The 24,284-nt window shown below is 34.8% G+C and carries 21 protein-coding genes; all 21 read right to left on the bottom strand.

The genetic code is table 11. From position 1 onward, the window contains the following. Positions 1 to 117: 117 nt before the first annotated feature. The 21 genes from C2I06_RS02155 to C2I06_RS02065 all read right to left on the bottom strand — a co-directional run bounded on the left by C2I06_RS02155 (position 118) and on the right by C2I06_RS02065 (position 24,284). Complete coding sequence (locus C2I06_RS02155) at positions 118 to 1,719, bottom strand: response regulator (RefSeq protein WP_095333135.1); 1,602 nt, start codon at positions 1,717 to 1,719, stop codon at positions 118 to 120. Further along, entirely contained in the window at positions 1,712 to 3,529 is a 1,818-nt protein-coding gene (locus C2I06_RS02150; protein ID WP_164463601.1) for a cache domain-containing sensor histidine kinase, read from the bottom strand. Before C2I06_RS02150 ends, C2I06_RS02155 begins: the two co-directional genes overlap by 8 nt. A 28-nt stretch (positions 3,530 to 3,557) precedes the next feature. Next, positions 3,558 to 4,901: an ABC transporter substrate-binding protein gene (locus C2I06_RS02145; protein WP_095333139.1), complete on the bottom strand. Its 1,344-nt coding sequence runs from the start codon at positions 4,899 to 4,901 to the stop codon at positions 3,558 to 3,560. Between the two features lie 160 nt (positions 4,902 to 5,061). Then, positions 5,062 to 5,718, bottom strand: coding sequence for a YesL family protein (locus tag C2I06_RS02140; RefSeq protein ID WP_095333141.1), 657 nt, complete (start codon positions 5,716 to 5,718; stop codon positions 5,062 to 5,064). 30 nt (positions 5,719 to 5,748) lie between these two features. Then, positions 5,749 to 6,063: an L-rhamnose mutarotase gene (rhaM, locus tag C2I06_RS02135; RefSeq protein ID WP_047941597.1), complete on the bottom strand. Its 315-nt coding sequence runs from the start codon at positions 6,061 to 6,063 to the stop codon at positions 5,749 to 5,751. Between the two features lie 11 nt (positions 6,064 to 6,074). Beyond that, the gene (locus C2I06_RS02130) at positions 6,075 to 7,916 is read right to left on the bottom strand and encodes a heparinase II/III domain-containing protein (RefSeq protein WP_123257369.1); all 1,842 of its coding nucleotides are present in this window, start codon (positions 7,914 to 7,916) and stop codon (positions 6,075 to 6,077) included. Positions 7,917 to 7,931: 15 nt separating this feature from the next. Continuing rightward, entirely contained in the window at positions 7,932 to 8,765 is an 834-nt protein-coding gene (locus C2I06_RS02125; protein WP_095333145.1) for a carbohydrate ABC transporter permease, read from the bottom strand. Between the two features lie 13 nt (positions 8,766 to 8,778). Continuing rightward, a complete protein-coding gene (locus tag C2I06_RS02120) occupies positions 8,779 to 9,723 on the bottom strand; it encodes a carbohydrate ABC transporter permease (RefSeq protein WP_095333147.1) in 945 nt (314 codons plus the stop codon). 256 nt (positions 9,724 to 9,979) lie between these two features. Next, positions 9,980 to 11,032 (bottom strand): aldose epimerase family protein, encoded by a 1,053-nt coding sequence (locus tag C2I06_RS02115; RefSeq protein WP_123257368.1) that lies wholly within the window; start codon positions 11,030 to 11,032, stop codon positions 9,980 to 9,982. Positions 11,033 to 11,314: 282 nt separating this feature from the next. Then, positions 11,315 to 12,943 (bottom strand): glycoside hydrolase family 13 protein, encoded by a 1,629-nt coding sequence (locus C2I06_RS02110; protein ID WP_095333151.1) that lies wholly within the window; start codon positions 12,941 to 12,943, stop codon positions 11,315 to 11,317. Positions 12,944 to 13,007: 64 nt separating this feature from the next. After that, a complete protein-coding gene (locus C2I06_RS02105) occupies positions 13,008 to 14,015 on the bottom strand; it encodes a LacI family DNA-binding transcriptional regulator (protein ID WP_095333153.1) in 1,008 nt (335 codons plus the stop codon). 336 nt (positions 14,016 to 14,351) lie between these two features. Beyond that, positions 14,352 to 14,624, bottom strand: coding sequence for a hypothetical protein (locus C2I06_RS02100; RefSeq protein ID WP_095333155.1), 273 nt, complete (start codon positions 14,622 to 14,624; stop codon positions 14,352 to 14,354). An 89-nt stretch (positions 14,625 to 14,713) separates the two neighbouring features. Then, positions 14,714 to 16,027 (bottom strand): DUF4179 domain-containing protein, encoded by a 1,314-nt coding sequence (locus C2I06_RS02095; protein WP_095333157.1) that lies wholly within the window; start codon positions 16,025 to 16,027, stop codon positions 14,714 to 14,716. Next, positions 16,020 to 16,538 (bottom strand): sigma-70 family RNA polymerase sigma factor, encoded by a 519-nt coding sequence (locus tag C2I06_RS02090; protein WP_095333159.1) that lies wholly within the window; start codon positions 16,536 to 16,538, stop codon positions 16,020 to 16,022. The genes C2I06_RS02095 and C2I06_RS02090 overlap by 8 nt, the downstream gene beginning before the upstream one ends. Positions 16,539 to 16,696: 158 nt before the next feature. Then, complete coding sequence (locus C2I06_RS02085) at positions 16,697 to 18,190, bottom strand: aldehyde dehydrogenase family protein (RefSeq protein ID WP_123257367.1); 1,494 nt, start codon at positions 18,188 to 18,190, stop codon at positions 16,697 to 16,699. 168 nt (positions 18,191 to 18,358) lie between these two features. Then, on the bottom strand, positions 18,359 to 18,496 hold the full coding sequence (locus C2I06_RS24810; protein WP_164463600.1) for a hypothetical protein: 138 nt from the start codon (positions 18,494 to 18,496) through the stop codon (positions 18,359 to 18,361). Positions 18,497 to 18,511: 15 nt separating this feature from the next. After that, positions 18,512 to 19,267 (bottom strand): class I SAM-dependent methyltransferase, encoded by a 756-nt coding sequence (locus C2I06_RS02080; protein ID WP_123257366.1) that lies wholly within the window; start codon positions 19,265 to 19,267, stop codon positions 18,512 to 18,514. Positions 19,268 to 19,386: 119 nt separating this feature from the next. Then, the gene (locus tag C2I06_RS02075; RefSeq protein WP_123257365.1) at positions 19,387 to 21,978 is read right to left on the bottom strand and encodes an ABC transporter permease; all 2,592 of its coding nucleotides are present in this window, start codon (positions 21,976 to 21,978) and stop codon (positions 19,387 to 19,389) included. Continuing rightward, positions 21,975 to 22,658 carry an ABC transporter ATP-binding protein gene (locus tag C2I06_RS02070; protein WP_047941584.1) on the bottom strand — a complete coding sequence of 228 codons (684 nt, stop codon included), beginning with the start codon at positions 22,656 to 22,658 and terminating at the stop codon, positions 21,975 to 21,977. The genes C2I06_RS02075 and C2I06_RS02070 overlap by 4 nt, the downstream gene beginning before the upstream one ends. Before the next feature lie 333 nt (positions 22,659 to 22,991). Further along, positions 22,992 to 23,129: a hypothetical protein gene (locus tag C2I06_RS24805; RefSeq protein WP_164463599.1), complete on the bottom strand. Its 138-nt coding sequence runs from the start codon at positions 23,127 to 23,129 to the stop codon at positions 22,992 to 22,994. 150 nt (positions 23,130 to 23,279) lie between these two features. After that, on the bottom strand, positions 23,280 to 24,284 hold the full coding sequence (locus tag C2I06_RS02065; RefSeq protein WP_123257364.1) for a sensor histidine kinase: 1,005 nt from the start codon (positions 24,282 to 24,284) through the stop codon (positions 23,280 to 23,282).

Raw genomic sequence — 24,284 nt, 5'->3', positions numbered from 1 at the left:
AAAAGTAACGATACTCTCATTATATGGAGTCTATATTCCCTCAACAAGGCATTATTTTTACTACTTTTCCAAATAATTTTACTCGTATTGCCTTTTTGGAAATATGGCTATGCCTTCTTAACCAACTTTTCCGCTTCTATATTCCATCGGAGTTATACCAGCGTATGTTTTAAATAATTTTATAAAATAGCTTTGATTATCATAGCCCAATCGTTCGCAAATTTTCCCAACCGATTCATCTGTTTGTTCTAACAGCTCCTTTGCACGATTAATTTTCATCCGTGTTACATATTCCACAAATGTTTCTCCTACTTCCTTTTTAAACAATCTACTAAAGTAACTAGGATTTAAGAATAAATAACTAGAGATTTCATCTAATGTGATTTTTCGTTCTAGATTCATCGCAACAAATTTAAAGGCTTCAATAATCTCTTTTCTTTTCGTCTGATCAATCGTTTCATGATAATGAATGATTTTCTCAAAATAGTGCTTAAGCCAGTCCTTTAATTGATACATATACTCCATCAAAAAAATCTCTTTATGTTTGGATTCAAAGGAGTATTCGCCTGAAAAGTATTGCAGCGCTTGTAATTTCACATTTAAATCCAATAATAATTTCCAAAACCAATCCTTTACTATCTCTGGTGGAAATTGGTTTTCCATTATATATATCGTCCATTTATGGATGAAATTACTTATTCGCTCCACCTTTTTATTCAGAACAATCATTCTCATTTCTGTCGCTGCTTCATCATACTTAGCGAATAGTTCCTCCGTATTCTTTACACACTCCTTTATAGATGACACTGTTCTTGGGAGCATATAAAACAGCTGCTGATGATTATTTAACAATCTGTTGACTGTGTTTTGATAGTCTAATAAGCTTTCAGATGTTTCACCAATAATGGATGAACTGTGCATATTTAAGCCTTTGTCAATCGAGAGCTGAATCATTTTCAACGTTTCTTTTGCATTCGATAAAGCGTTCCTCTGATATCCTAAGTCTCTTGGAAAAAAGATAAAAACCTTATTGGAATGATTAAGAAAATGAACTGCTAAAGGATTTAGTCTTCCTAATAATTCTCCCACAATATTAGAAACTGCAAAATATAAGGTTTCTTCTGGAAATAAATCTAAAGGATGATGATGGATTGATAACAGTGTTACAATATATCCTTTGTCCGCTAATAAGCCAAATTTTTTTCGGTCACTTTCCCATTCAGCTTCCTTTTTATAATAGCCATTATTTATTAATCTTTTTATGAATGCCGTCTTTTCTTTTTCGATGTTTTTATGAAGAATATGCTGTAATTTTTGTTCTTTTTGTTTATTATTTAGCATAGTGTCAAGTTGTATTTTAAATTTCTCAAGTAATTCATATAGCTCTTCTAGTTCAAATGTATCCTTTACTAAATAATCGCTGACCTGTAACTTAAGTGCTTCTCGGGCATAATTAAATTCTGTATGACAGGATAACAACGCCACTTGCAAGCTTTCATTGATCGACTTCATTTTTCTTGTTAATTCAATTCCATTCATCTTAGGCATGCCAATATCAGAAATTAGCACATCAGGCATTGTTTCTTCTGCTTTTTTTAAGGCACTTACTCCATTTTCATGGGTACTCATCACTTCAAAGCCGAGGCTTTTCCAGTCAATTGTTTTCGTCAATAGCTCTAATACAGGATAGTCATCATCTACAAGCATCACTTTATACATTCTTTTTTCCACCTTTCATTGGGAGATTCAAAATGACTTTTGTGCCATTTCCAAGTTCGCTTATAATATCCATATTAAAAGCTGGTCCAAAGGTAATCGATAATCTTTCATAGACATTGGCTAAGCCTAACGACGAGAATCCTTTCACTTGCTGCTTTCTTTTCGGATTCTCCAGTGATGCGGCCTGAAAAGTTTTTTTCTTTAATTGTTCTAAATCCTCTTTGTTCATTCCTAAACCGTTATCTTCAATCGTAATGATTAACATCTCATTTACTATCACTGCATGGATTAAGATTAATCCATCAGACTGATTAAATCCATGAATAATCGAGTTTTCAATAATAGGCTGGAGAATAAACCTTGGAATTTCAAATGGATAAGCATCTGGATCGATATCCATCTCTAAGGAAACTTTTCGATTTTGTCTCATATTCATAATGTGAACAAAATCGAAAAGAATTTCTATCTCCTCTAAAAATGTGATTATTTCTTTATTTTTATCAATAGTTATGCGCAGTAATTTTGTAAGAGATGTGATCATATTGGCACTTTCTTTGTCTCCTCTTATCATTACCTTCATGCGAATGGAATTTAATACATTAAACAAAAAGTGAGGATTTATTTGCGCTTGTAGCATGGCAAATTCTGCTTTTCTTTTCCTAGCCTCTGTTTCCGTTATTTCTTCAATTTTTGTATTAATATGATCTAGCATCAGATTAATTGATTTACTTAGCCTTCCTATTTCATCTTTCCCTTTAATTTTTGAACGGACAATCAAATTCCCTGCCTGAACTTTATCAGCTAGTTTTGCTAAATATTCGAGCGGTTTCGTAATTGTTTTCATTGAATAGGTAAGTAAAAGCAAGAAAAGCATAAATGATAGTACTTGAATAAGAAATACTTTCTGAAATATCCCATTTAATTTATTTATCGATTGTTCATAAGGAACAAATGACACTAATTTCCAATTCGAAAAAGACAGGGTATGTTCGGTGACGATGTACTCCTTATCTTTCATTTTCAAAACTGCTGATCCATCTCGATTGAATAAATTAGACCGATAGGTGAAAACGGTTCCTATTTTCTCATCATCACTATGTGACAGGATTTTACCAGATGGATTAAGCATCATGACATCATTATATCCATCCATTTTAGTAAATACTTCGCTTAGTTTATTTTCCATTATGGTAACAACCACATATCCGTAAATTTGGATGCCCTCATCCCTTAAGGTGCGGACAATTGAAATTTGATAAGGATTATTCTTTTTTTCCAATTCAAAAATCGTCGGCTGAGATTCAATCCAAGTAGATTCATATCCAACAGCTTCTTCGATGTCTTCATACCACTTTTCTTTAAATAAATCTCTTGGATCAAATTCAGCAACATTATAATTTGTGAAGTATTTTCCATTTTTTAATAATATGGTGACATAGGATTTCTCTCCAACTAGTGTGATATTTTCAATGGTGCGGTTTATTTCATTTTCCAATAGATATTGATCATACCCATCCTTGTCTGCATCACTTTTCGCTAGTCCTTTTAAAACCGTATTCATTTTCGGATCAAGCTGCACGAAATTAGCAACATAAAGCATATCGCTAAATAGCTTTTCTATATATTCACTTGCAATATTCAGCTCTCTATTCGCATTAGAAAGCGCCTGTTCCTTCACTGTATTTTTTGTCATATAATTATAAATTAAAAGCGAGATAACTGCTGGAATAATCAAGCTGATGATAGAAATTAAAATGACCTTATAACGAAAAGAACGGGGAGTCCACATATTTTTTAACCAAATAAGCAATATGTTTCCTCCCCTCATCTTGTTTTTTTTATTTATTGCTATCGATTAATTCTTGTACCCTTTCATTTGTTACCTTTATCGTTTCATCAACATCTTGTTCATCAAAAATTAATTTTTCATATTCTTCATTCACTACTTTGTAAATTTCAGCCTGATAAGATACTGGTGATACTAGTTTAGAAGATTTCGCATTTGAAAGAACATTCGTTAAAGATTCTTTGTCCACCTTTTCTGGGTTTAGCGTACCTGTTAATATATTATCAATTATTTCTCCAAATTGATCATTACTTACATTATTCCAAGATGGAATATTTTTTCCTTGTAAAATTTGTCCTTCCGTTGTATACCAACGAATAAATTTATAGGCTTCTTCTTTATGTTCTGAGTTATTTGCGACTGCCATAAAGTCAGTAGTTACCGGAGTATACCCGCCTTCTGCGTCACTCGTGTTCTTTGGATAAGGAGCAACTGCGACGTTAAACTCCAATGGGAATTGGTCCGTTCCCCCCAATTCTGTATTCATCCAGCTGCCAATTAGTACTGTACTAGCATCCTGGTTAAAAAATTGATTTCGATAATGAAGTTTTTGAGACATGATATCGGTATAAGGGACAGCGGATTTGTCGACTTTTTCCATTTGATAGCGTATTTCCAGCGTCTTCTTAAAGAGCGGATTTTCAATATTGGAGCTTCCATCTTCTTTAATAAATTCTGTATTTTCTGCTTCACTAGCTAATGCTAGTTTCATAAACTCTAACCATCCACCATTTTGCGGACCAAAGAAAAATGTTCCATAATGATCATCTGTTGTTAATTCTTTCGCATACGTTTGAAATTCATCCCATGTCCAATCTGTCGGAACTTCTAAGCCTGCTTTATCTAAATGATCTTTATTTAATAAAACATACCATGGATTAAATTTACCTGGTAAAGCATAATATTTATCACCAATTTTGGTATCTACTTTATATTCATCCGTGACGGTGTAGCCCTCTTTTTCAATAAATTCATCAATGGGAGCCACCATTCCCATACTCACACGCTGTGCATAGCTTGCTGTATCACTAAACATTAGTACATCTAGCTGTTCACCAGAAGCAGCAGCTAAATCTAGCTTTTTAATTGCCTCTTGTGTATCTCCCTTTTCACTTAAGATGACTAAATCCACATTTATATCTGGATTTGCCTCTTCAAAAGCTGCAATTGTCTTTTTCCAGTTATAAGATGCTTCATTACCGTGAGTGTGGAATTTAATTGTTACTTTTCCATCTTCATTGCCAGAAGCTTTTTCTGATGCTCCACTACTACATGCCGTCATGACTAAAGTAAGAATTAAAACAAAAATTGATAGCTTCCAAGATTTTCTTTGCATCTGTTTATTCCCCCTACGTATTATATCATGTAAACCCTTACAGGAATAGATTAACAGAAGTTCCCATCTTACTAATAAAAATAATTTTACTTATCCTGCAACAATTTTTACTTTTAATTTTAACAGTATTAGGAGGAATATAATTGTCTGCTTCTCTCTTTTAACTTTGAAACTTCCCTTCCTGTAATTTAGTTATTCTTATTTCAGCCATCTTCATAAAAATCGGATTAGAGAAATATAATAGAATAGTAGCAAGTCCACTACCTATAAAAAGCAAACCAGCACCTGAAAATACTACGCCTAAAAACAGCATCGTAAAGACACCGATGATCATGGACAACGTATGGAGTGGATGAGTACATGCAAGCAGAAAGGCTACTTTAAAATATTGAAAAAGCTTCAATTCATAATGAACATATACAGGAAACAGATAGAGTAACGTCAATAAGAAAAGAAACACTCCCCCAACTAACATTCCTATTAACCCAACATTTATTGATCCTTGTATCGACGCAATAATTCTCCAATCGATATAAAGGAACGCGATAAAAGCAAACACAACTGCTCCTACTTTATTTGCTTTACGGAATTCTTGCTTAAATGTCTGCCAATATGTACGCAATACTGGAATATCTGTTTCCTTTTGAAGCCATTTACGAATAATAGTCACCATTGCTACAGTAGAAGGGAAAAGGCCCCCAATAAAGAGGCCCATTGCACTGAAAATAAGCCAAAGTAAATTAATATAAGCTAATCTCGTAATCCATTGACAGACATCATAAACCTTTCCAGACCATCCCCCAATTTCTGCTTTCATGAATCAATCCCCCATCTCATCCTATATAACTTAATCTAAATGAAACACTTCCTCCAACTTATGTGACACAGGACTATAATCTTCATTCGTCTCCATAATTGGCGCCATATACTTCCACCATTTTCTGCATATTGCCGTTTGGGATATCGCATCATATGCCGCCTCGTCCTCTACTTCTAAATAAGCAAATAACACTTGGGATTCATGATGAAGATAAATGGAATAATTGGAAGCGCCATGTTGCTTCAGCGCCTCTTCCATTTCTGGCCAAAGCTCGTCATGCCTCTTTTTATATTCGTTTTCATATCCAGGTTTAATAAACATAATCGATGCTAATCTTTTCATTGTATCTCCTCCTATTTTTCAGAACTAAATTCAAATTCTAGATATACACGAAAATTCCTGCTTAATTTCTTAAGAGAGAGATCAAGTAATAGCACTTCTTCTCCTTTATTAAAATGGTTAACAAACGAATCTCTTTGTATACTTACCTCATAGTAATTGGAATCAAAATAAATATGGATGCAAGATTCTCCTTTGATACTTATTCCACCATCACATCTTTCAACCGAAACATTGGGCAATATAAAGCGTTCAATGATGGATTTTGGCTCTTCAGAAAACTTAAAAATGTCTTCCACGATTAATTTTGGAAACTCTGTTTTAATCCAAGTGAATTTCCGCGAGACATTTAATAGAGATGGATCTCTATAAGCTTTTGTCATTTCCAATTCAAACAAATCTCTCTTTCTATCAGAATTGGCAGTGACTAACCGAGCATAACTGGCTTTTCCTGCTTCTTGGTAAGAATGATTGATAATAGGGACGGAATGGCCTTTCGAACTATTACATAAATAAGTGTATCTATTCTCATTGAAATAGTCCTTCGTATATAAGCCACTTCCCAAATCCTGCAGCAAAGTTGTCTTATTGGCTTGAAGGATAAAATGTCCGATATCATTATGATTATGTGGCTCATTATTGCTTCCCCCTTTAGCTGCAAAAGCAAAAGACCCTGCATTTGATTGAACTCTAGAGATTAACCACTGGGAGTCCTCAGAAATAAACGTTCCTTCTTCCCATTTGCTTGGTGATAACGACGAATCAAACCATAATAACGCGCGGATGGCTGGTGCCCATCTGCTACAATTATCATCTTGATATCGCGCATATAATGGAAGTTCTGGAACGATAACGTCCTCATACTGATTTACTAAGAAATGACTCATCCCTATAAGTACTTTTGCTTTAGAGGGTGCATCAGAAAAATTCACCACTAAATCTCCCTCTAAAAATGATCGTTGTTGAAAAAGGGCAACTTGGTGAACTTTTTTCTGCATAAATAAATTAATCGTTCCATCCGATCTCTGATTCAATAGGTCGGCAAAATAGGAATAAAAACCAAATCCATATTGCCAATATAAATATCCTTCCATACATATTCCGTCTTCTGCAAAACCACTTAAATAACTTTCCATTACAGGGAGAACTTTTTCTAAAATAAGCGCAAGTTCTGTGGAATCTTGGATTAAATGGATGGCAGCTGAACCGATAGAACCCCCACAAACAGCGGCCCAATTATGGGTTTCTGTTTCCCATTTGAAATTTCCTTCGAGAAAGGGAATAAACGTCCGATTATACACCTCTTCATAAATTCTTTTCCCTATCAATGGATCTAAGTATTCTTTTGTGAGCGTATATATTTCACTTAAGGCAAAAGCTGTTTCAGCAGAAAATAAGTCGATTGTATAAGTAGTATCTTGTTTTTCTGTAAGTGAATATAATTGACCACAGTCAGTTTCGGGACTATTTATTAGATGGGCAGGTAAACACCATGAGAATTCATTACAGATAGACCAAATAATATCTTGCAGTACTTTACGAAATTCCTCCTTTTCTGGTTCAAGAAGTACCATGATTGCATAGGTATTCAATTTTCTTCTTTTCTGAAAATATGCTGTTTCATATTCTATTCGAGTACCTGTTGTTTCAAATAACTGAAACAACGAATACGGCAGTTCGTCATTATTTATTTTTTGTTGTTGAAGCTGCTCTAGTGTCTCACTTACTTGTTTTAGGATATCAGCATAATCAGGATTATGTTGAATGGATTTCCACCATGCTTTTTTTGCTTCAGCATTTGGAAAAAACAGAGAATATTTCCCATCTAGCTTCTCCAGCAACTCTTCGAAAGTCAATATTCACGCCTCCTTTTAGCCTTTTACTCCACCTAATGCTATCCCTTCAATTACTTGTTTTTGCCCAATAATAAATACGATTACGAGCGGTAAAATAGCTGAGACTGCCGCAGCCATAATTAGAGAGTAAAATTCGCCATTGATTGTCGTAAACTTCTGCATTGCAAGCTGTATCGTCAATAAATGATCAGAACGAAGGAAGATTAATGGGTTTTGATAATCATTCCATGTCCAAATAAATCGAAGGATGGCATAGGTCGCTATGGCTGGCTTTACAATTGGAAGTACAACTCGCCAGAAAATCTTCCAGTGTCCGGCTCCATCGATTTTTGCAGCTTCAACAAGCTCATTCGAAACTCCCATAAAAAATTGTCTAAGCATAAAAGTACCTAGCACACTAAAGCTTCCTAATAAGATTAACCCTAAATGACTATCAAACAGCCCAATTTTGCGGTAAATAATAAATTGTGGTACTAAAATTGCCTGTGCAGGTACCATATAAGTAGCTAAAACGATTAAAAACAAGAAATTACCTAACCGAAAATTCACTTTTGAAAATCCATAGGCTGCCAGCGCAGAAACAGTTACCGAAATAGCAGTAGTAAATACTGTCACCTTAATGGTATTCCAATAATAAATGTAGAATGGATTTTCCCCAAACCAGACTTCTTTATAATTGTTGAAACCATTCCATCTTTCTGGAATCCACTGTATAGGAAATTTAAAAACGTCTGCTTCTATCTTAAAGGATGTCGAAAGCATCCATACAAACGGAAGAAGAAACATAATACTTATCATTAACATGACGATTGTCATTATCGCTTTATTTATGGATAGTGATTTAAGCATCCGCAAACCCTCCTTAATAATTCACCCATTTTTTCTGTCCTAACCATTGAATAAGCGTAATAGCAAAAACAATAAAGAATAAAATAACGGCCATTGCAGAAGCGTGACCTATATCTAAATTAACAAAAGCAGTATCGTATAGGTTCCATACAATCATGCTTGTTGCGTGCATTGGTCCTCCTTTTGTTAAAACAGAGATTAAATCAAATACTTTAAAGGTTGAAATAATACCAGTAATCAACAAGAAGAAAGTAGTCGGTGAAACCATCGGTAACGTAATGTTTTTAAATTTCACCCATGCGCTTGCCCCATCAATATCAGCGGCTTCATATAGATCTCGTGGGATGGACTGCAGTGCAGCTAAATAAATGATCATATTAAAACCAATCGAAATCCAAATTTGTATAAACATAATGGAAACTAATGCAAAGCTTGGATCTGCAATCCATTTGGGAGGATTATCAATGCCGAGTGACATAAGAAATTGATTAATCGGACCTAAAGATGGGTGAAACAATACTTGCCATACTACTGCAATTGCCACCACACTTGAGATATACGGCATAAAAAATGCTACTTTAAAATAACTCTTAAAATAAACATTTCGATCGATTGCAATTGCTAGAAACAAAGAAATAACCATACAAATTGGTACCGTTAACATAAAAATAGCATTGTTCATTAAAGAGCGTATAAATATCTTATCTTGAAATAAATCTATAAAATTTTGTAGTCCTACCCATTTCAATTGCGAAATATTAGTAATAAAACTCCAATCAGAAAGACTTAAAATGAAGGTTGCAACAATTGGCAGTAAGACAAGGATGGAAACACCAATTAACATTGGTGAAACAAACGCAATCCCTGCCCAATTTTCATTTTTCACATGTTTACTTTGCCGCTTTTTCTTAGTTGGCTTTACTATATCCGCAGTCTTAACCTCTGTACTAGCACTCATGTTACTCACCTCTATCATCTTATTTTCTTTCATTATAGTAAAAATGACAGCACTTACATTAACGTTATTTTGCTCAATACAGAGACAAAATTTACTTCTTTCATTTGGCTTGTAACAATGGAAGGTACTATCTATGAGGATGATAGAAGTGATAAAGAAAAGATTTGTTAGTCACAATATTATAATAGTCTTCGTCCTTTGCAGCAAAAAAGAGAAAAAAACCATTCATTTGATTTCTTCCTCTTCTTGTCTTTTTCTATTCCATGACACGGAATTTCAGTTTTGTTTCAGCTTGATATATTTCTCCTGGCTTTAAAACAACGGATGGGAATGCAGAGTGATTGATTGCATCGGGAAGCCCTTGCGTCTCCAAACATACCCCTAAATATTTTTTAGCAATTCCCCCATTGAAACGATATTGATCTTCTAACATATTCCCTGTATAAAGAACGACTGCAGGCTGGTTTGTAATTAAAGACATTTCCCGTCCACTTTCTCGATCTCGCAAAATAGCAGAATGAGAACCATCTTCTGCAAACACAAGCGGATGATCGTATCCATTTCCTACTATTCTATTTTGTTCAAAATCATTGTCCATTCCTTCTTTCAATAACTTGCCTTTTGCAAAATCAAATGGAGTGTTATTTGTTGGAATCATTTTTCCGGTCGGAATAAAATCTTCCCTAAGCTCTAGAAAGCGGTCGACATCTGCAATCAGCTCATGCTCTAAAATATCTCTTTTGTTATTACCGCTTAAATTAAAATAAGAATGATTAGTTACAGTAACAGGTGTTTCTTTATCCGTTTTCCCGCTATAAGATAAGATTATTTCATTATCATTTGTCAATAGATAATCTACAGTTAAGTCAAAATTACCTGGATATCCTTCTTCTCCGTCTGGACTACGGTATGTATAACGGATGCCTATTGCATCATCCTTTTCTACTATTGAAGATGCAAAGACCACTTCACTCCATCCTATATTTCCGCCATGCAAATGATTAGGTGGGGTATTGGTATTCAAGCGGTACTCTTTTCCATTAAGTTCAAATTTTCCTTCTTTAATTCTTCCAGCAACTCTTCCTACAATGGCACCTAAATATGGTCCTTTATTTTCTCGATACTCTTCTAATGTTTCAAAACCAAGCACTACATTTTCCTTGTTTCCTTCTTTATCAGGTACGATTATCTTCGTAATAATGCAGCCGTAATTCATGCTAGAAAAACTCATTCCGCTATTGTTTGTAAAAGTAAATTCCGTTACATCTGCTCCGTTTATTTCTCCCATTGATCTTTGACTGTAATTCATATGAACCTCTCCTCTTTAAAAATATTCTCTACATCTTTCCTAGTACTTAAATGAATACCTTTACCCTAAAACCCAAATTTGAAATCGCCTTCATTTCACTTTTCAAAAAAATTCCATGCCATTTGTAGTAACTAATATAGTTTGTTTAACATATTAACTATTCTACTTATCTATTTTACTTTATTTGATTAAACTTGGTAATATCTTTTTATTAGAAAGACAGAATTTCATAAAAAAAGCTGTCAACACTCCTATCAGGTTGTTAACAGCTTCCTCCTACTATTAATGAACTCTTACGGCGAATGTTTCATATGGCTTTAACTGTAAATTCGAAAAGTCAGCATGTTGGCGGTGATAGTTGCTAATGATGATATCCTCACTCTCGCCAAACACAGGCATAATTAGGCTTCTTTCTTGCGCGCTAAAGTTTGCAATCACAATCCATGTCTCTCCTTCAAACTTACGAGTATAGGCAAAAATTTCTTCTTCTGTATCTTTGATTAATTCGAAATCTCCCCATACAATGATTGGGTTATCCTTTCTTAATTGAATCAAAGATTGATAGCAATAAAAGACAGAATTAGGATCTTCTAAATTATTTTTCACATTTATCTCCGTATAGTTGGGATTTACATGAAGCCAAGGTGTTCCTGTGGTAAAACCGCCATTTTCCGTATCATCCCATTGAAGAGGTGTTCTTGCATTGTCTCTGCCTTTTACATTAATAGAATGAAGAATCTCCTCTTTCGTATATCCTTTTGCTAATCGCTCATGATACATATTAATGCTTTCAATATCATTTACTTGACTAATATCTGTGATCGGGCAATTGGTCATACCGATTTCTTCACCTTGATAGATGTAAGGTGTTCCTTTCATTAAATGCAAGAGAATGGCAAACATTTTTGCACTTTCTACCCGATATTCTTTATCATTTCCCCAACGTGAAACGATTCTTGGTAAATCATGATTATTCCAGAATAAGCTGTTCCAGCCTTCATTTCCAAGTGATGTCTGCCATTTAGCAAGAATGGTTTTTAATTGATTGATTTCTAATGGCTTCAGATCCCATTTTTGTTTGCCTTCTTGCTTATCTAAACCAATATGCTCAAACTGAAAGACCATCGAAAGCTCTTTTCTAGCTGGATCGGAATATAATTTAGCAATTTCCGGTGTTGCTCCCCATGTTTCTCCTACTGTTAAAACATCATAATTGCCAAACGATTTTTCATTCATTTCTCGGATATACTCATGAAGCTTTGGACCATTTCCAGTAATACCAAGATCAGGTTGTTTTCCTACTAAATCAATCACATCCATTCGGAAGCCGCCGATTCCTTTGTCTAACCAATAGTTCATCATTTTCCAAACTTCTTCTCGGACTTTTTTATTTTCCCAGTTTAAATCTGGTTGTCTTTTACTAAATAAATGTAAGAAATATTGGCCGCTTTCTTCATCATATTCCCAAGCAGAACCACTAAAAGTGGATTTTAAATCATTTGGAGCTTCGCCATTTACTGGGTCACGCCAAATATAATAATCACGGTATGGATTGTCTTTTCCTTTTTTTGCTTCTATAAACCACTTATGTTCATCGGATGTATGATTGACTACTAAATCCATGACAATTTTAATTCCTTTTTCATTCGCCGCAGCAATTAATTCATCCATGTCTGCCATTGTACCAAACTCATCCATAATATCTTGATAATCACTAATGTCATAGCCATTATCATCATTTGGTGATTTATATACAGGGCTTAGCCAAATTACATCAATGCCTAGCTTTTGCAAATAATCTAATCGATTAATGATCCCTCTAATATCGCCAATTCCATCCCCATTACTATCTTGAAAGCTTCTTGGATATATTTGATATACAACCGATGTTTGCCACCATTTCTTTTCCATTTCGTTACCCACTTTCTATTCTTATTCGTCTAAGCGTAAACGTTTACGTATAATTTAAAAAAATTTAATGTTCCCAATGTTTTACTGATGCTCTTTCCACTATATCGAATGGGAGCATTTCTGTTTTTACTGCTTTCTTTTGCTGAATTGCCTCGATTATTTTGAAACAGCCCTTTTCTCCCATTAACCGAAATGGCTGCTCAATCGTCGTTAAGGGTGGTACAGCCATTTCCGCAACTCTCGTATTATCGTAGCCTACGACGGAAAGGTCCTCTGGTATTTTTATCCCTAATTCATAAGCAGCTGAAATAATGCCAAGCGCTACCTCATCACTTACACAAAATACTGCTGTTATCCCATCCTTTTCAGTATGAAAAGCATAAAGGGCTTCTTTTCCTGCCGTAAAACTATAGTCTCCTGCTTTTATGTCGTTAGCAGAAAAGCTTAATCCATGATCTTTTAACGCTTTTTTATATCCTTCAATTCTTGGAATCCCAGCTACTCGATCAGAGAAATCAACACCTGCCAAGCCAATTTTCCGATGACCATGTTTTATTAGATACTCTGTAGCAGCATAAGAGGCTTCATAATCATCTACTTTTATAAATGGTATTTGTTTATTTGGTGTATCTGTTGACAATAACACATATGGAATACTCAATGATTCAATAGCTTGAATTTGGTCTTCCATTAATGGAATGGATACAATAACAAGCCCATCCACTTTTCTTTCTTCCAGCATCTTCAAGCAATGAATTAAACGATTACCTTTAACTCCTGCATGAGATAAAATAACACTAAAACCATGTTTTTGTGCCAGCTTCTCTATTCCATTAACAATATCTGCATAAAAAATGGTTGATACACTCGGCATAATAATACCAATTAAATTACTAGATTTTTTTACTAAGCTTCTCGCCATTTCATTTCTTCGGTAACCTAGTTCTTCTGCGATATGGAGGATTTTCTTCTTTGTCTCTTCGTTATAGCCACCTGCGCCATTTAAAACTCGCGAAACAGTTGCAGTAGACACCTTTGCAGCATTTGCTATATCTTTTATCGTTATCGTCATTTTTGCCACCCTTTACGTAAACGTTTACGTTGCCTTCACTATAACATAAAAATATACTGCTTACAACACCCCAATGATTAAGAAATAATTAGTTTGATAGCATGGATTATTCTTTTCTATTATGTAGTCATTTGAACAGAACCCGGTAAATTCCATGCAAGACAACGCTATCTATATACAACCTTGACTAATAATTCATTCTCCGATATATCTCGTGAAAAATAGGTGAAATAAACTGAGCAAAACTACATAAAATCAACAACAACACAATAAAGATACAGAAAAGCACTATAAAAAACCACCTCAAAAGGAAAGGTGGTCAATGCACTTCGTCTATTATTTACTGCTATTATTTGCTGGAAAATCGCCTTTCTCCCAATTAGTAGGACCTTCATCACTTGGGATAAATTTGCTCCAATATTCACCAGTCTTCTTATCGAAAATGATAATATTATTCTCATTTGCAGGAACTAATTCATATCTATAATCATCATTATCATTTTCTACTGTTGTGGACTCTTTACCAAATGCAGACAATATGAACAAACCTAATATGGTAAAGCCTATTATAGTGGCTAACCCAAAAATTATGGATGAACTATTTTTCATTTTTCTACCTCCATACCTAATTTATATAATAAAAATTGTTTCTCATTTTTTTTGAATTCCTTTTACCTTACTAAATGAAGCTTATCCTTTTATTTTAATTTTACTTTTATATCTCCTTTAATATAGTTTGGATAAGCAGCCAATTCGAGCTTTAAAGGATTTTTATACATTGTGTTATCAAAAGATAAAATCCAACTTATTTCTTTGTGCGAGCTTCTACTTTCTATCTTAGAAATGGATAATTCTTTTCCATCTGCAGCAATTGCAGTACTAAAGAGATCTTTTGGATCTTCCTCGCTATTCGAATCCATAGAAAATTCCACTTGTGATTTTGATGTTGTCCCTAGTTTAAGCCTATCGTCTTTCGGGCTGTTTATTAATGTATTTGTTTCTGTATTCACGATAACCATCGCTTCTTCTTTATCAATCGCCATTAGTTTATTGATCCGCAAATAAAGATCCTTTGGTTTTTCAAAATAATTTGATTGGAGATAATACATTTTTTCATACTTACTCAAAGTTGTATTCACAATACCATTTGCAATAGCCGACCATACTTCGCCGTTCTCATTTTCCAAGCGCATATCTTCAAATCCCAAAATTTCCTTTGTATTTGCTGGATCGAACGCTACCTTTACACCAATTCTTAAAGGATAGACAATCATTTCTTCAATCGTCATTTTTTGATTCTCTACTTCCACCACTTGGTTTATTGGATAAGTAATCTGCTTCTTTATATTTTCCTTTAGCTCAAAAGGAATCAGAAACTTTATTTCTTTGTTGTCTATTACTGTAATGAATTCAAAGTTAAACTTTAAGTCCTTAAAGGAAAAAGGTTTAACAAATTGGTATTCCACCATACTTTGAAATTCATTTTCGATATCATCAGGAAAAAAGACATTATTGCTTTGTGCATGCTCAGGAAATTCTTCTTTATTAAAAAGATTAACATCCTTTATCTTTCCACCAGTTAGAGACTTAGTAGACTGTAATGTATAAAAAATATTTATTCCTGATTCATCCATAATCACTCCATCAATCGTTAACGTTAAATCACCTTTTGTCTCAGAAACATCTACCTTTTGATAATAATCATTTTCGATAATGGCAGAATACCCTTTGTCTTGTTCAATATAACCAATCAACCATTCCATTCCAGGGATGGACGAGAGGGCATTTGCGAAGGTTGGAGAAATCCGAATAGATGTTACAAAGGAAATGATGATTATTGATGCAATTGCAAGCCCGATTAATCTCTTTTGTTTTTTCTTCGCCCGATTTTTTTCCTGTTTAGCTTTCAAGATTCCGCTTAATATGGCTTCTTCAGCTTTTTCGAGCGGTAATGTTGTTTTTTCTAAGTCAGCCTTTAACCTAGACAATCTTTGTTCCTCTTCTTCATACATGATCACTCGCTCCTTTCTCTTTAAAATACAGCCGAAGCGTTTTTAGTACTTTATGTAATCGAGACTTTACCGTTCCTTCTGGAATATTCTCTATTGCGGCGATTTCTTTGATTTTCGTATTTTGAAAGTATTTTAAATAGATTAATTGCTGGTCTTCATGTGATAACATTCCAAGGGCTTCCTTTAGTTCGATTAATGATTGGTTTTGGTGGACAGATACGTCATATAGTTGTTTATCAGAAATAATCCGCTTCTTTCTCTTTACTTGATCTTGACAGTAATTGATCATAATCCTTGTCAGCCATGTTTTTAAATAGGCTGGTTCCTTAACGGTATGGATCTTTTTATATGCCCGATAGGTTACTTCCTGCAAGGCTTCTATTGCCGCATCCTCGTCTTTGAGAAATGCTAAAGCAGCTCTTAGCAGTGATTCTTTATGTAATTGCATGACTTCCAAAAAGGCATCATCATCTCCTTTAATAGCTTTCCTGCTAGTCTCTAACTCTTCCAATTAATCACCTCCTCTTTGCTCCTATACATTAGACTTTCTACTTTGGAAAAAGTTCACGAAAGAACAAAATTATATTTTTTTATCCAAGAGCAAATTATACATGAAATTCAAAGTATAAAAAAAGCCGCTAAGACAATGTCCTAACAGCTTCCCTTTCTTTAATATAATCCCTCTGTTTCTTCTTTCGTTACGATATAAATATTTTTTGTCTGGGTATAGCCATCTAAGATGCTCTTATATGTTTCCCTGCCGATGCCTGATTTCTTGTAACCGCCAAATGGCGCTCCCGCTGGCAGTTGATTATACGTATTCACCCACATTCGGCCTGTTTCCACACTTCTTGCTACACGCAATGCTGTATTAATATCTCTTGAAAACACCGCTCCTCCAAGGCCAAACTCTGATTGGTTAGCAAGCTCAATAACCTCTTCTTCGGTCTTAAATTTAATGACTGTTGCAACTGGGCCAAAAATCTCTTCTTTGGCAATACGCATATCATTAGTGGCATCAGCTAAAATCGTCGGAGCCATAAATGCCCCATTTTCTAATCCGTTATTTATGAGTCTGCACCCACCTGTTACAACTCTAGCACCCTCTTCTTCTCCTATTTTTACATATTCTAAGATTTGCTTTAGTTGCCGTTCATTTATTTGTGAACCCATCACGACATCTTCTTCCCATGGCAAGCCAACTTTTACATCCTCAAAAGCCAGCTTCATTTTCGCAAGAAACTCATCATAAATTCCTTCTTGGATAAAAATTCGGGAACCAGCACAGCATACTTGTCCTTGGTTAAAGAGGATGCCTAATTGAACCCCTTCTAAAGCTCGCTCCATTGGTGCATCATTGAAAATGATATTTGCTGACTTACCGCCTAGCTCAAGTGTAGAAGGAATAAGCCTTTTGGCTGCGGCCACAGCAACTTCTTGGCCAATTTCTGTAGATCCTGTAAAGGCAATCTTCGCAAATCCCTCATGCTTTAACATATAATCCCCGGAATGAGAGCCGCGACCAGTAATTACATTGACTACCCCTTTTGGTAAAACTTGATCTAAAATTTTGGCCAGCTCCAGCACACTTAAAGAAGTAGAAGATGATGGATGAATGACAACCGTATTACCTGCAGCAATTGCTGGAGCGATTTTCCACGCAGCCATTAAAAGTGGAAAGTTCCAAGGAATAATTTGTCCAACAACACCAATTGGCTCTTTAATCGAAATAGATAAAGTATCTTCATCAAAGGCTTGGGCAGTTCCTTCTTCGGAGCGAATGACCCCTGCAAAATAGCGGAAATGGTCTGAACTTAATGGGACATCTATATTTCTTGTTTCTCTTAACGGTTTTCCATTATCCAGTGTTTCTACTAATGCTAACTTTTCCGCATTTTCATCGATTAAATCGGCAATTTTTAATAGTAAATTACTTTTATCTAATAAGCTTACTTTTTTCCAGGTTTTTAAAGCTTCTGTTGCAGCATCCACTGCTTGATCAACATCTGTATAGGTTGCATCAACAAAGTCAGCAAGCTTTTCGCCGTTACTTGGATTGAAGCTTGCCATCAGCTTCCCTTCCGATCCCTTTTGCCACTGTCCATCAATATAAAGGCCATACTCTGAGTCCAATACAGTTGCTGCATTTAAAGAAGTTGCCATTTTCAAATCCCCTTTTTCTTATATTTAAAAATAAGGTATTGATTACATAGAAAATCAAATGGAAAGCTCTCACCTTATTTTTATCCTAATTATCAAAACACCCTGTTAAGAATACGTTTACAAATACAGTTTTTTTAAGATTGACTCCAATGTGATTACTTTAACAAACTAGCAGATAGTTAAATTATAAAATCCAATATTAGGAATGTCTAATAATAACGTTGTACTTCTTTTTGTTACAATCCCATTTGCCAAGAATGGTTTTTGCTCTCTTTTTTTAAAGACTTGAAGTACTAAACATGACATGCGGCTTCCCACATGTCATGTTCTTCTCGCTTTAATAATCATAGTAGTTGGAAATTTCCTTGCTTTGTATAAGGAATAATAGCGATCAGAGATTTCAGCCTCGACCGTTTCCAAGCTTTTGGAAACCTCACTTTCTATAACAGATTCAATTGTAAATCCTGCTTTAATCAATTCATTTATAAATGTACTCATTTTTCTTTTGGGTATCACTACTGGTGCTTCTTCCCCTTTAAATCTTTGGTATAATGTTAAACCTTCTTCCTGATAAGAACCAGTAAGAGAGATTTGTCCGTTTTGACTTTGCATATACGCATATAGTGGATGGTCCCAGCTAAATATAAATACTCCTCCTGGCTTTAAATACGAAAAAATAAGTTTAAATGTAGAAGCTAAATCCGTTGTCCATCCAATTGCATAGATGGAGTAAACGATGTCGTAATATACCTTAGGGAGATCGATTTCTTCTTCCATCGCAGCACAATATAGATGGGAAGTTAAGTCTTTAAGTGTTTCTTTTGCTGTTTCAATTTGCTGTTCTGATAAGTCTATCCCCCATAATTCACTAGCCCCTTTGTCTGCCATATAAAGCAAAGAATGTCCGCTGCCACAGCCGATATCAAGGACTTTTTTATTTTCTATTTCTTCAAATAGCCTTAATTCCTCTTCTGTTTGACTAAAAGGTCCATAACTTGGTAGTGCATCAATCCCGTTAAAATGATGGGCTACTTTATCCCAGCTTTCTTTATTTTGTTGCAAAATATCTCTCTTCATATTACCCTCCTCTATCGTACTTACTGATTCTACATTCTTCTTGCACTTACCTGCTTGCTTTTTCCTATGAAAAAAACCCGCCAAAATGGACGAGTTTTTCTCATTCTTATTTATTTCTATTAAATATTCTCTTGCTTTAAGCCATCGATAATATTTTCTTTCTTAATTTTGCTGACTGAATATAGCATAGCTGAAGCGACAATGATAAATATGGCAATAACTACATAGAGAATACTCATCCATGGAAGCGCAAAACCATATTCAAATGTATTGCTTATCGACCAGTATATGATAGCTATTACTCCAATACTAATTGGAAGACCATACATCAATGCTTTTATTCCATAAAAAATGCTCTCAAAATAGATCATTTTATTAAAGCCAGTTGGCGTCATTCCAACCGAACGCAGCATAGCAAACTCTCTTTTCCGCAAAGAAATGCTTGTAGAAATGGTATTAAAGATATTAGCAATACTAATTAATGAAATGAGGGTAATAAACCCATACATAAAGACAGACATCATCATAATCATCTGCTCTGATTGCTTACGATCCTTTTCGACATTGTAAATATAGACCGAGCTTGTTTTCAGATCTTCTAATTCCTCTTGGGCCTTCTCTGGATTTTCGCTGTTTAAATAGAGTGTGTAATTCATAACCAAATTTTCATTTTTAAATAATTCCTTTGCAACCTCATCGGATATAATCATGGTAATCGTTCCATAACTATTAGCATCAATCCCCATTATCGTTTCATTAGTAAATGCGCCAATTTGAATCTTATTAAACTTTTCATCCTTTTCCTCGTCCATATTGTAGCGGTAGAGATCCATATAATCACCAGGTTTTGCGTTCATCACCTTTTCTTCCACAAATTTCTTTTCATTTGGATCCAAATAGGAAACATTCTCTATTACAATACCTTTTGGAACATTAGGATTTGTATATTCTTGGGAATTAAAGCCTGCAGTTTTAGCATATTTCTGCATAGCTGTATCAGATAGCACAAAGAAGTTCACATTAAATGATAGTTTACCATTCTCCAGAATAGTTTTATCTTTCTTCACTTTTTCTCTATTATTTTTACTTAACACATCTTCAGGAAGATAAGTGTTCACATAGGTGCTTTTAATTAAATTACTTTTTGTAACACTAGGTGCATTGGCTAAAATCTTCATCTCTTCCTCTGTAGTATGAGAATCCGCAGACACTGCAATATCATAATCAATATTTTTCTGTGATAACCCAACTGATTTTTTCATATTATCTGTGAAATATGCTACGGTTAAGAAAAGCAAAATACTTATAACTAATGAAAAAACAGTTGTTTGATATCTTCGTTTATTACGTTTTAAATTTTTCAAGCCAATTTCCGCTTCTAAGCCAAATACCTTGCGCACAAGTTTAGAAGTTTTTACTTTTTTTCCAGATAATTTAATATCTTGTGTTTGTCTAATTGCATCTATTGCTGAAATCTTTGATGCCTTCCTTGCTGGCAGATAGGTAGAAATAAAAATTGTTACAATGGAAATCAGAATGGAAAATAAGATAGAATAAGGCGTTACTACTACATTTAAACCTTCTGTAGTGTTTAAAGCTTCTTTAAAATATTTGTTTATAAAATAGAATGTCGCGCCAATTCCTGCTAGTCCCGCAAGGATTCCTATCGGGATGCTGATGCCTCCTATAACTGTGCCTTCAAAAAACACTGAATTTCTTTTTTGTTTCTTCGTTGCGCCGACACTGGAAAGCATGCCTAAATGTCTTGCCCGTTCTGACACACTGATGGCAAAAGCATTATAAATCAATGCCACAGAACCAATTACAATTACAAGTATGATAATTCCTAATAGAGAATACATCGTAACAAGCACATTATCATGTGAAGATACCCCCTCATAACGCAGGAGCTCATCATTAAAATTCACTTTGGCGATAGATAATTTCTTTGCAGAGGATTCCATGTCCTCAAATAAAGATTGCTTTACCTTTTTCATTACTACACTTGCATTGACGCTGCTGTTAGTCGTTAACTCCTTTTGGTCCAAATAGCTAATAACTGTATAGCCTGGTGCCCATGAAGATTCCCATGATGGGGTTTCCATAATCCCCACAATTTTGAATGTAGCTGCTTTGGCTTGCTGGATTTCCTCCGTTTTTTCTCCTTCTTCATTCCTTTGCAAAGGATCTGTTTGTGTTAATATCGTATCTTCTCCATCTGATTTTACATGTCTTTCCCCAATACTAACTTTTATTTCCTTACCGATGGCATAAGAACTATTCCCTTTCTTCCTCATTTCATCAGATATGATAATTTCATTCGAAGATTTTGGATATGTTCCTTCTTTTAAACGAATTGGAAATTGCTCAAATCCTTGCTCATCATATTGTTTAAAAAATAAGTACGGTTTATTATCGTTTTTTGAATCCTTCCATTCCGCATAACCCAAATCATTTGATAAGATAACCTTTTCGATTTTGCTGTCTTTTTTTAGCTCTTTAGCTTGCTCACTATTCACGCCTATAAACTGCGCATGCCATTCTCCGCCCCTTGCTATCGTATCTCTTTTTAATAAATCAATAAAAGAAACACCAAGGGTGGCAACAGCTGTCAGCATACTGACAGAAATAATGACGCCAATAATCGTCACTAGTGTTCTTCGCTTGTTCTCCTTTAAATTTCTCAAAGTAAGTTTATTCATTATATTCATGGACGAATCACCTCATTTTTGGCGATTTTTCCATCTTCAACCGAAATGACACGATCCGCTTGTAAGGCAATCCGTTCATCATGAGTAATTACAATAAGTGTTTGATTATAGGTTTTATTAAACATTTTTAATAGTTCCATAATCTCTTCACTATTTTTACTGTCTAAATTCCCTGTAGGCTCATCTGCCAGCATAATTGCGGGATTACTGATAAGTGCTCGTCCAATGGATACACGCTGCTGCTGTCCCCCAGATAATTGATTAGGCAGGTGATCTAATCTTTGCTGCAGACCTAATATCGAAACAATGCGATTAAATTGTTCTTTATCTACCTTGTGATTATCTAATAGAAGAGGCAGCGTAATATTTTCTTCTACCGACAAAATGGGGATTAAGTTATAAAATTGATAGATAAGACCAATTTGTCTTCTTCTAAAAATAGCTAATTGTGTTTCATTTAATTGATAAATATCTGTATTATCTACAAAAACTTTTCCACTTGTTGGTCTATCTACCCCACCTAGCATATGAAGCAAAGTCGATTTCCCTGACCCAGATGGTCCAATTATCGCTACAAACTCACCCTTATTAACAGAAAAGGATACGTTATCCAATGCTTTAACAGCTGTTTCCCCTTTTCCATATACTTTAGACAGATTTTCTATTTTTAAAATTTCCATTTATTCGCCCTCCAATTACTTGATGCTCTTAGTCTACCTGTCTAAAGTGACTATTGAGTGACTTTAAAGTGACAATTTAGTCACTTTAAATGGTTTATAGCTCTTTTGTGTTAATTTATTGATATTGGGGGTTCTTTGGTTGAACACTACTTTTTCGAATTCCCGCTTTCATTAACTCTATGAACACCATTTTTCCTTGCTGCCCAACCAGTTTTGGCTTTCATCCTCTTTATGAACACCATTTTCCCTTCCTACCGAACCAATTTTGGCTTTCATTCCCTCTATGAACACCATTTTTCCTTCCGGTCGAACCAATTTTGGCTTTCATTCCCTCTATGAACACCACTTTTCCTTCCTGCCCAACCAATTTTGGCTTTCATCCTCTTTATGAACACCATTTTCCCTTCCTGCCGCACCAATTTTGGCTTTCATTCCCTCTATGAACACCACTTTTCCTTCCGGTCGAACCAATTTTGGCTTTCATCCTCTTTATGAACACCATTTCCCCTTCCATCCGAACAAATTATGGCGTTCATTCCTTTAATGAACGCCTCCCCACAGTAAAACGAATTCTCTTTTTCATCTATTCTAATTTCTGCTATCATCCATAATTCAATTTCACTAAATCACTTGTTTATAGAATTTAATATGAAAAGTAGTTCCTTTTCCTATCTTACTTCTTACTTCAATATCCCCATGCTGGCTTTTTATAATACTATAGGCCATTGCTAAGCCTATGCCGATGCTGTCTTCACTAGCATTTTCCCCTTTATAAAATCGTTTAAAAATATAAGGTAAATCTTTTTTAGCGATGCCTTTGCCGTTATCGTGAATAACTATTTCTGTAAACAAAACATTTTCTGCGAAACTAATGTGTATTTGTCCACCTTCTCCGGTGTGTTCTACACAATTTTTTAAAATATTTATTATTGCTTCTACTGTCCAGTTAAAATCACCTATGTATGTAACACTATCATCTCCAGTAATCTGCAAAGTCTGTTCTTTTATATCGATCGGAATTAATACTGGTTCAACCGCCTTATGAATTAGTGCTTTCACAACTACTTTTTCCTTTTTAAAAGGAATCGTCCCAGCATCCATTTTCGATAATTTCAGCAAAGAAGAAACTAACCACTCCATTCTTTCCAGCTGTATCGAGATATTATTCGTAAACTCACGCCGTTTTGATTCCTCTAGATGGGGATTGCTTAACAAATCAGTCATTACCACCATGGAAGTCAGCGGTGTTTTCAATTGATGAGAGATATCAGAAATTGCATCTGTCAGTTTCAATTTTTCCTGACGAAGAAGTGAGCTATGTTCAGAAAGCATTAAGGTAACTTTATAGATATTATTTTTTAAAATACTTAATTCACCTTCGACATTGTCGCGGATGTCCAGACTTTCATCTCCATTACTTATTCGCTGTAAGTAGCTCGAAAGGTTTTCTATTTCCTTATAACGGAATCTTGTAAATAAAAAAAAGCTAATAAAAATAATGCTGATAACGCTAAGCAAATATGCGGCCACAGCGAAAGAAAAGACGGTAAGCGCATATATAATCGCTACTATGCTTATGATTGCTAAAATAAGTATCAGTACTTTCCATTCCCGATTACGAAGCAT

The sequence above is a fragment of the Niallia circulans genome (assembly GCF_003726095.1).
GTDB classification, from domain to species: Bacteria; Bacillota; Bacilli; order Bacillales; family Cytobacillaceae; genus Niallia; species Niallia circulans_A.
Note: the sequence above shows the minus strand (reverse complement) of the source record. Positions and strands in the feature narration are given on the sequence as shown.

Excerpts from the sequence above, each read along its gene's own strand:
- C2I06_RS02100 (WP_095333155.1), bottom strand. The coding sequence starts at position 14,624 with ATGAAAAATAGTTCATCCATAATTTTTGGGTTAGCCACTATAATAGGC.
- C2I06_RS02120 (WP_095333147.1), bottom strand. The coding sequence starts at position 9,723 with ATGAGTGCTAGTACAGAGGTTAAGACTGCGGATATAGTAAAGCCAACT.
- C2I06_RS24810 (WP_164463600.1), bottom strand. The coding sequence starts at position 18,496 with ATGTCATGTTTAGTACTTCAAGTCTTTAAAAAAAGAGAGCAAAAACCA.
- C2I06_RS02095 (WP_095333157.1), bottom strand. The coding sequence starts at position 16,027 with ATGTATGAAGAAGAGGAACAAAGATTGTCTAGGTTAAAGGCTGACTTA.
- rhaM (WP_047941597.1), bottom strand. The coding sequence starts at position 6,063 with ATGAAAAGATTAGCATCGATTATGTTTATTAAACCTGGATATGAAAAC.
- C2I06_RS02110 (WP_095333151.1), bottom strand. The coding sequence starts at position 12,943 with ATGGAAAAGAAATGGTGGCAAACATCGGTTGTATATCAAATATATCCA.
- C2I06_RS02105 (WP_095333153.1), bottom strand. The coding sequence starts at position 14,015 with ATGACGATAACGATAAAAGATATAGCAAATGCTGCAAAGGTGTCTACT.
- C2I06_RS02125 (WP_095333145.1), bottom strand. The coding sequence starts at position 8,765 with ATGCTTAAATCACTATCCATAAATAAAGCGATAATGACAATCGTCATG.
- C2I06_RS02115 (WP_123257368.1), bottom strand. The coding sequence starts at position 11,032 with ATGAATTACAGTCAAAGATCAATGGGAGAAATAAACGGAGCAGATGTA.
- C2I06_RS02145 (WP_095333139.1), bottom strand. The coding sequence starts at position 4,901 with ATGCAAAGAAAATCTTGGAAGCTATCAATTTTTGTTTTAATTCTTACT.
- C2I06_RS02065 (WP_123257364.1), bottom strand. The coding sequence starts at position 24,284 with ATGCTTCGTAATCGGGAATGGAAAGTACTGATACTTATTTTAGCAATC.
- C2I06_RS02070 (WP_047941584.1), bottom strand. The coding sequence starts at position 22,658 with ATGGAAATTTTAAAAATAGAAAATCTGTCTAAAGTATATGGAAAAGGG.
- C2I06_RS02085 (WP_123257367.1), bottom strand. The coding sequence starts at position 18,190 with ATGGCAACTTCTTTAAATGCAGCAACTGTATTGGACTCAGAGTATGGC.
- C2I06_RS02155 (WP_095333135.1), bottom strand. The coding sequence starts at position 1,719 with ATGTATAAAGTGATGCTTGTAGATGATGACTATCCTGTATTAGAGCTA.
- C2I06_RS02075 (WP_123257365.1), bottom strand. The coding sequence starts at position 21,978 with ATGAATATAATGAATAAACTTACTTTGAGAAATTTAAAGGAGAACAAG.
- C2I06_RS02080 (WP_123257366.1), bottom strand. The coding sequence starts at position 19,267 with ATGAAGAGAGATATTTTGCAACAAAATAAAGAAAGCTGGGATAAAGTA.
- C2I06_RS02140 (WP_095333141.1), bottom strand. The coding sequence starts at position 5,718 with ATGAAAGCAGAAATTGGGGGATGGTCTGGAAAGGTTTATGATGTCTGT.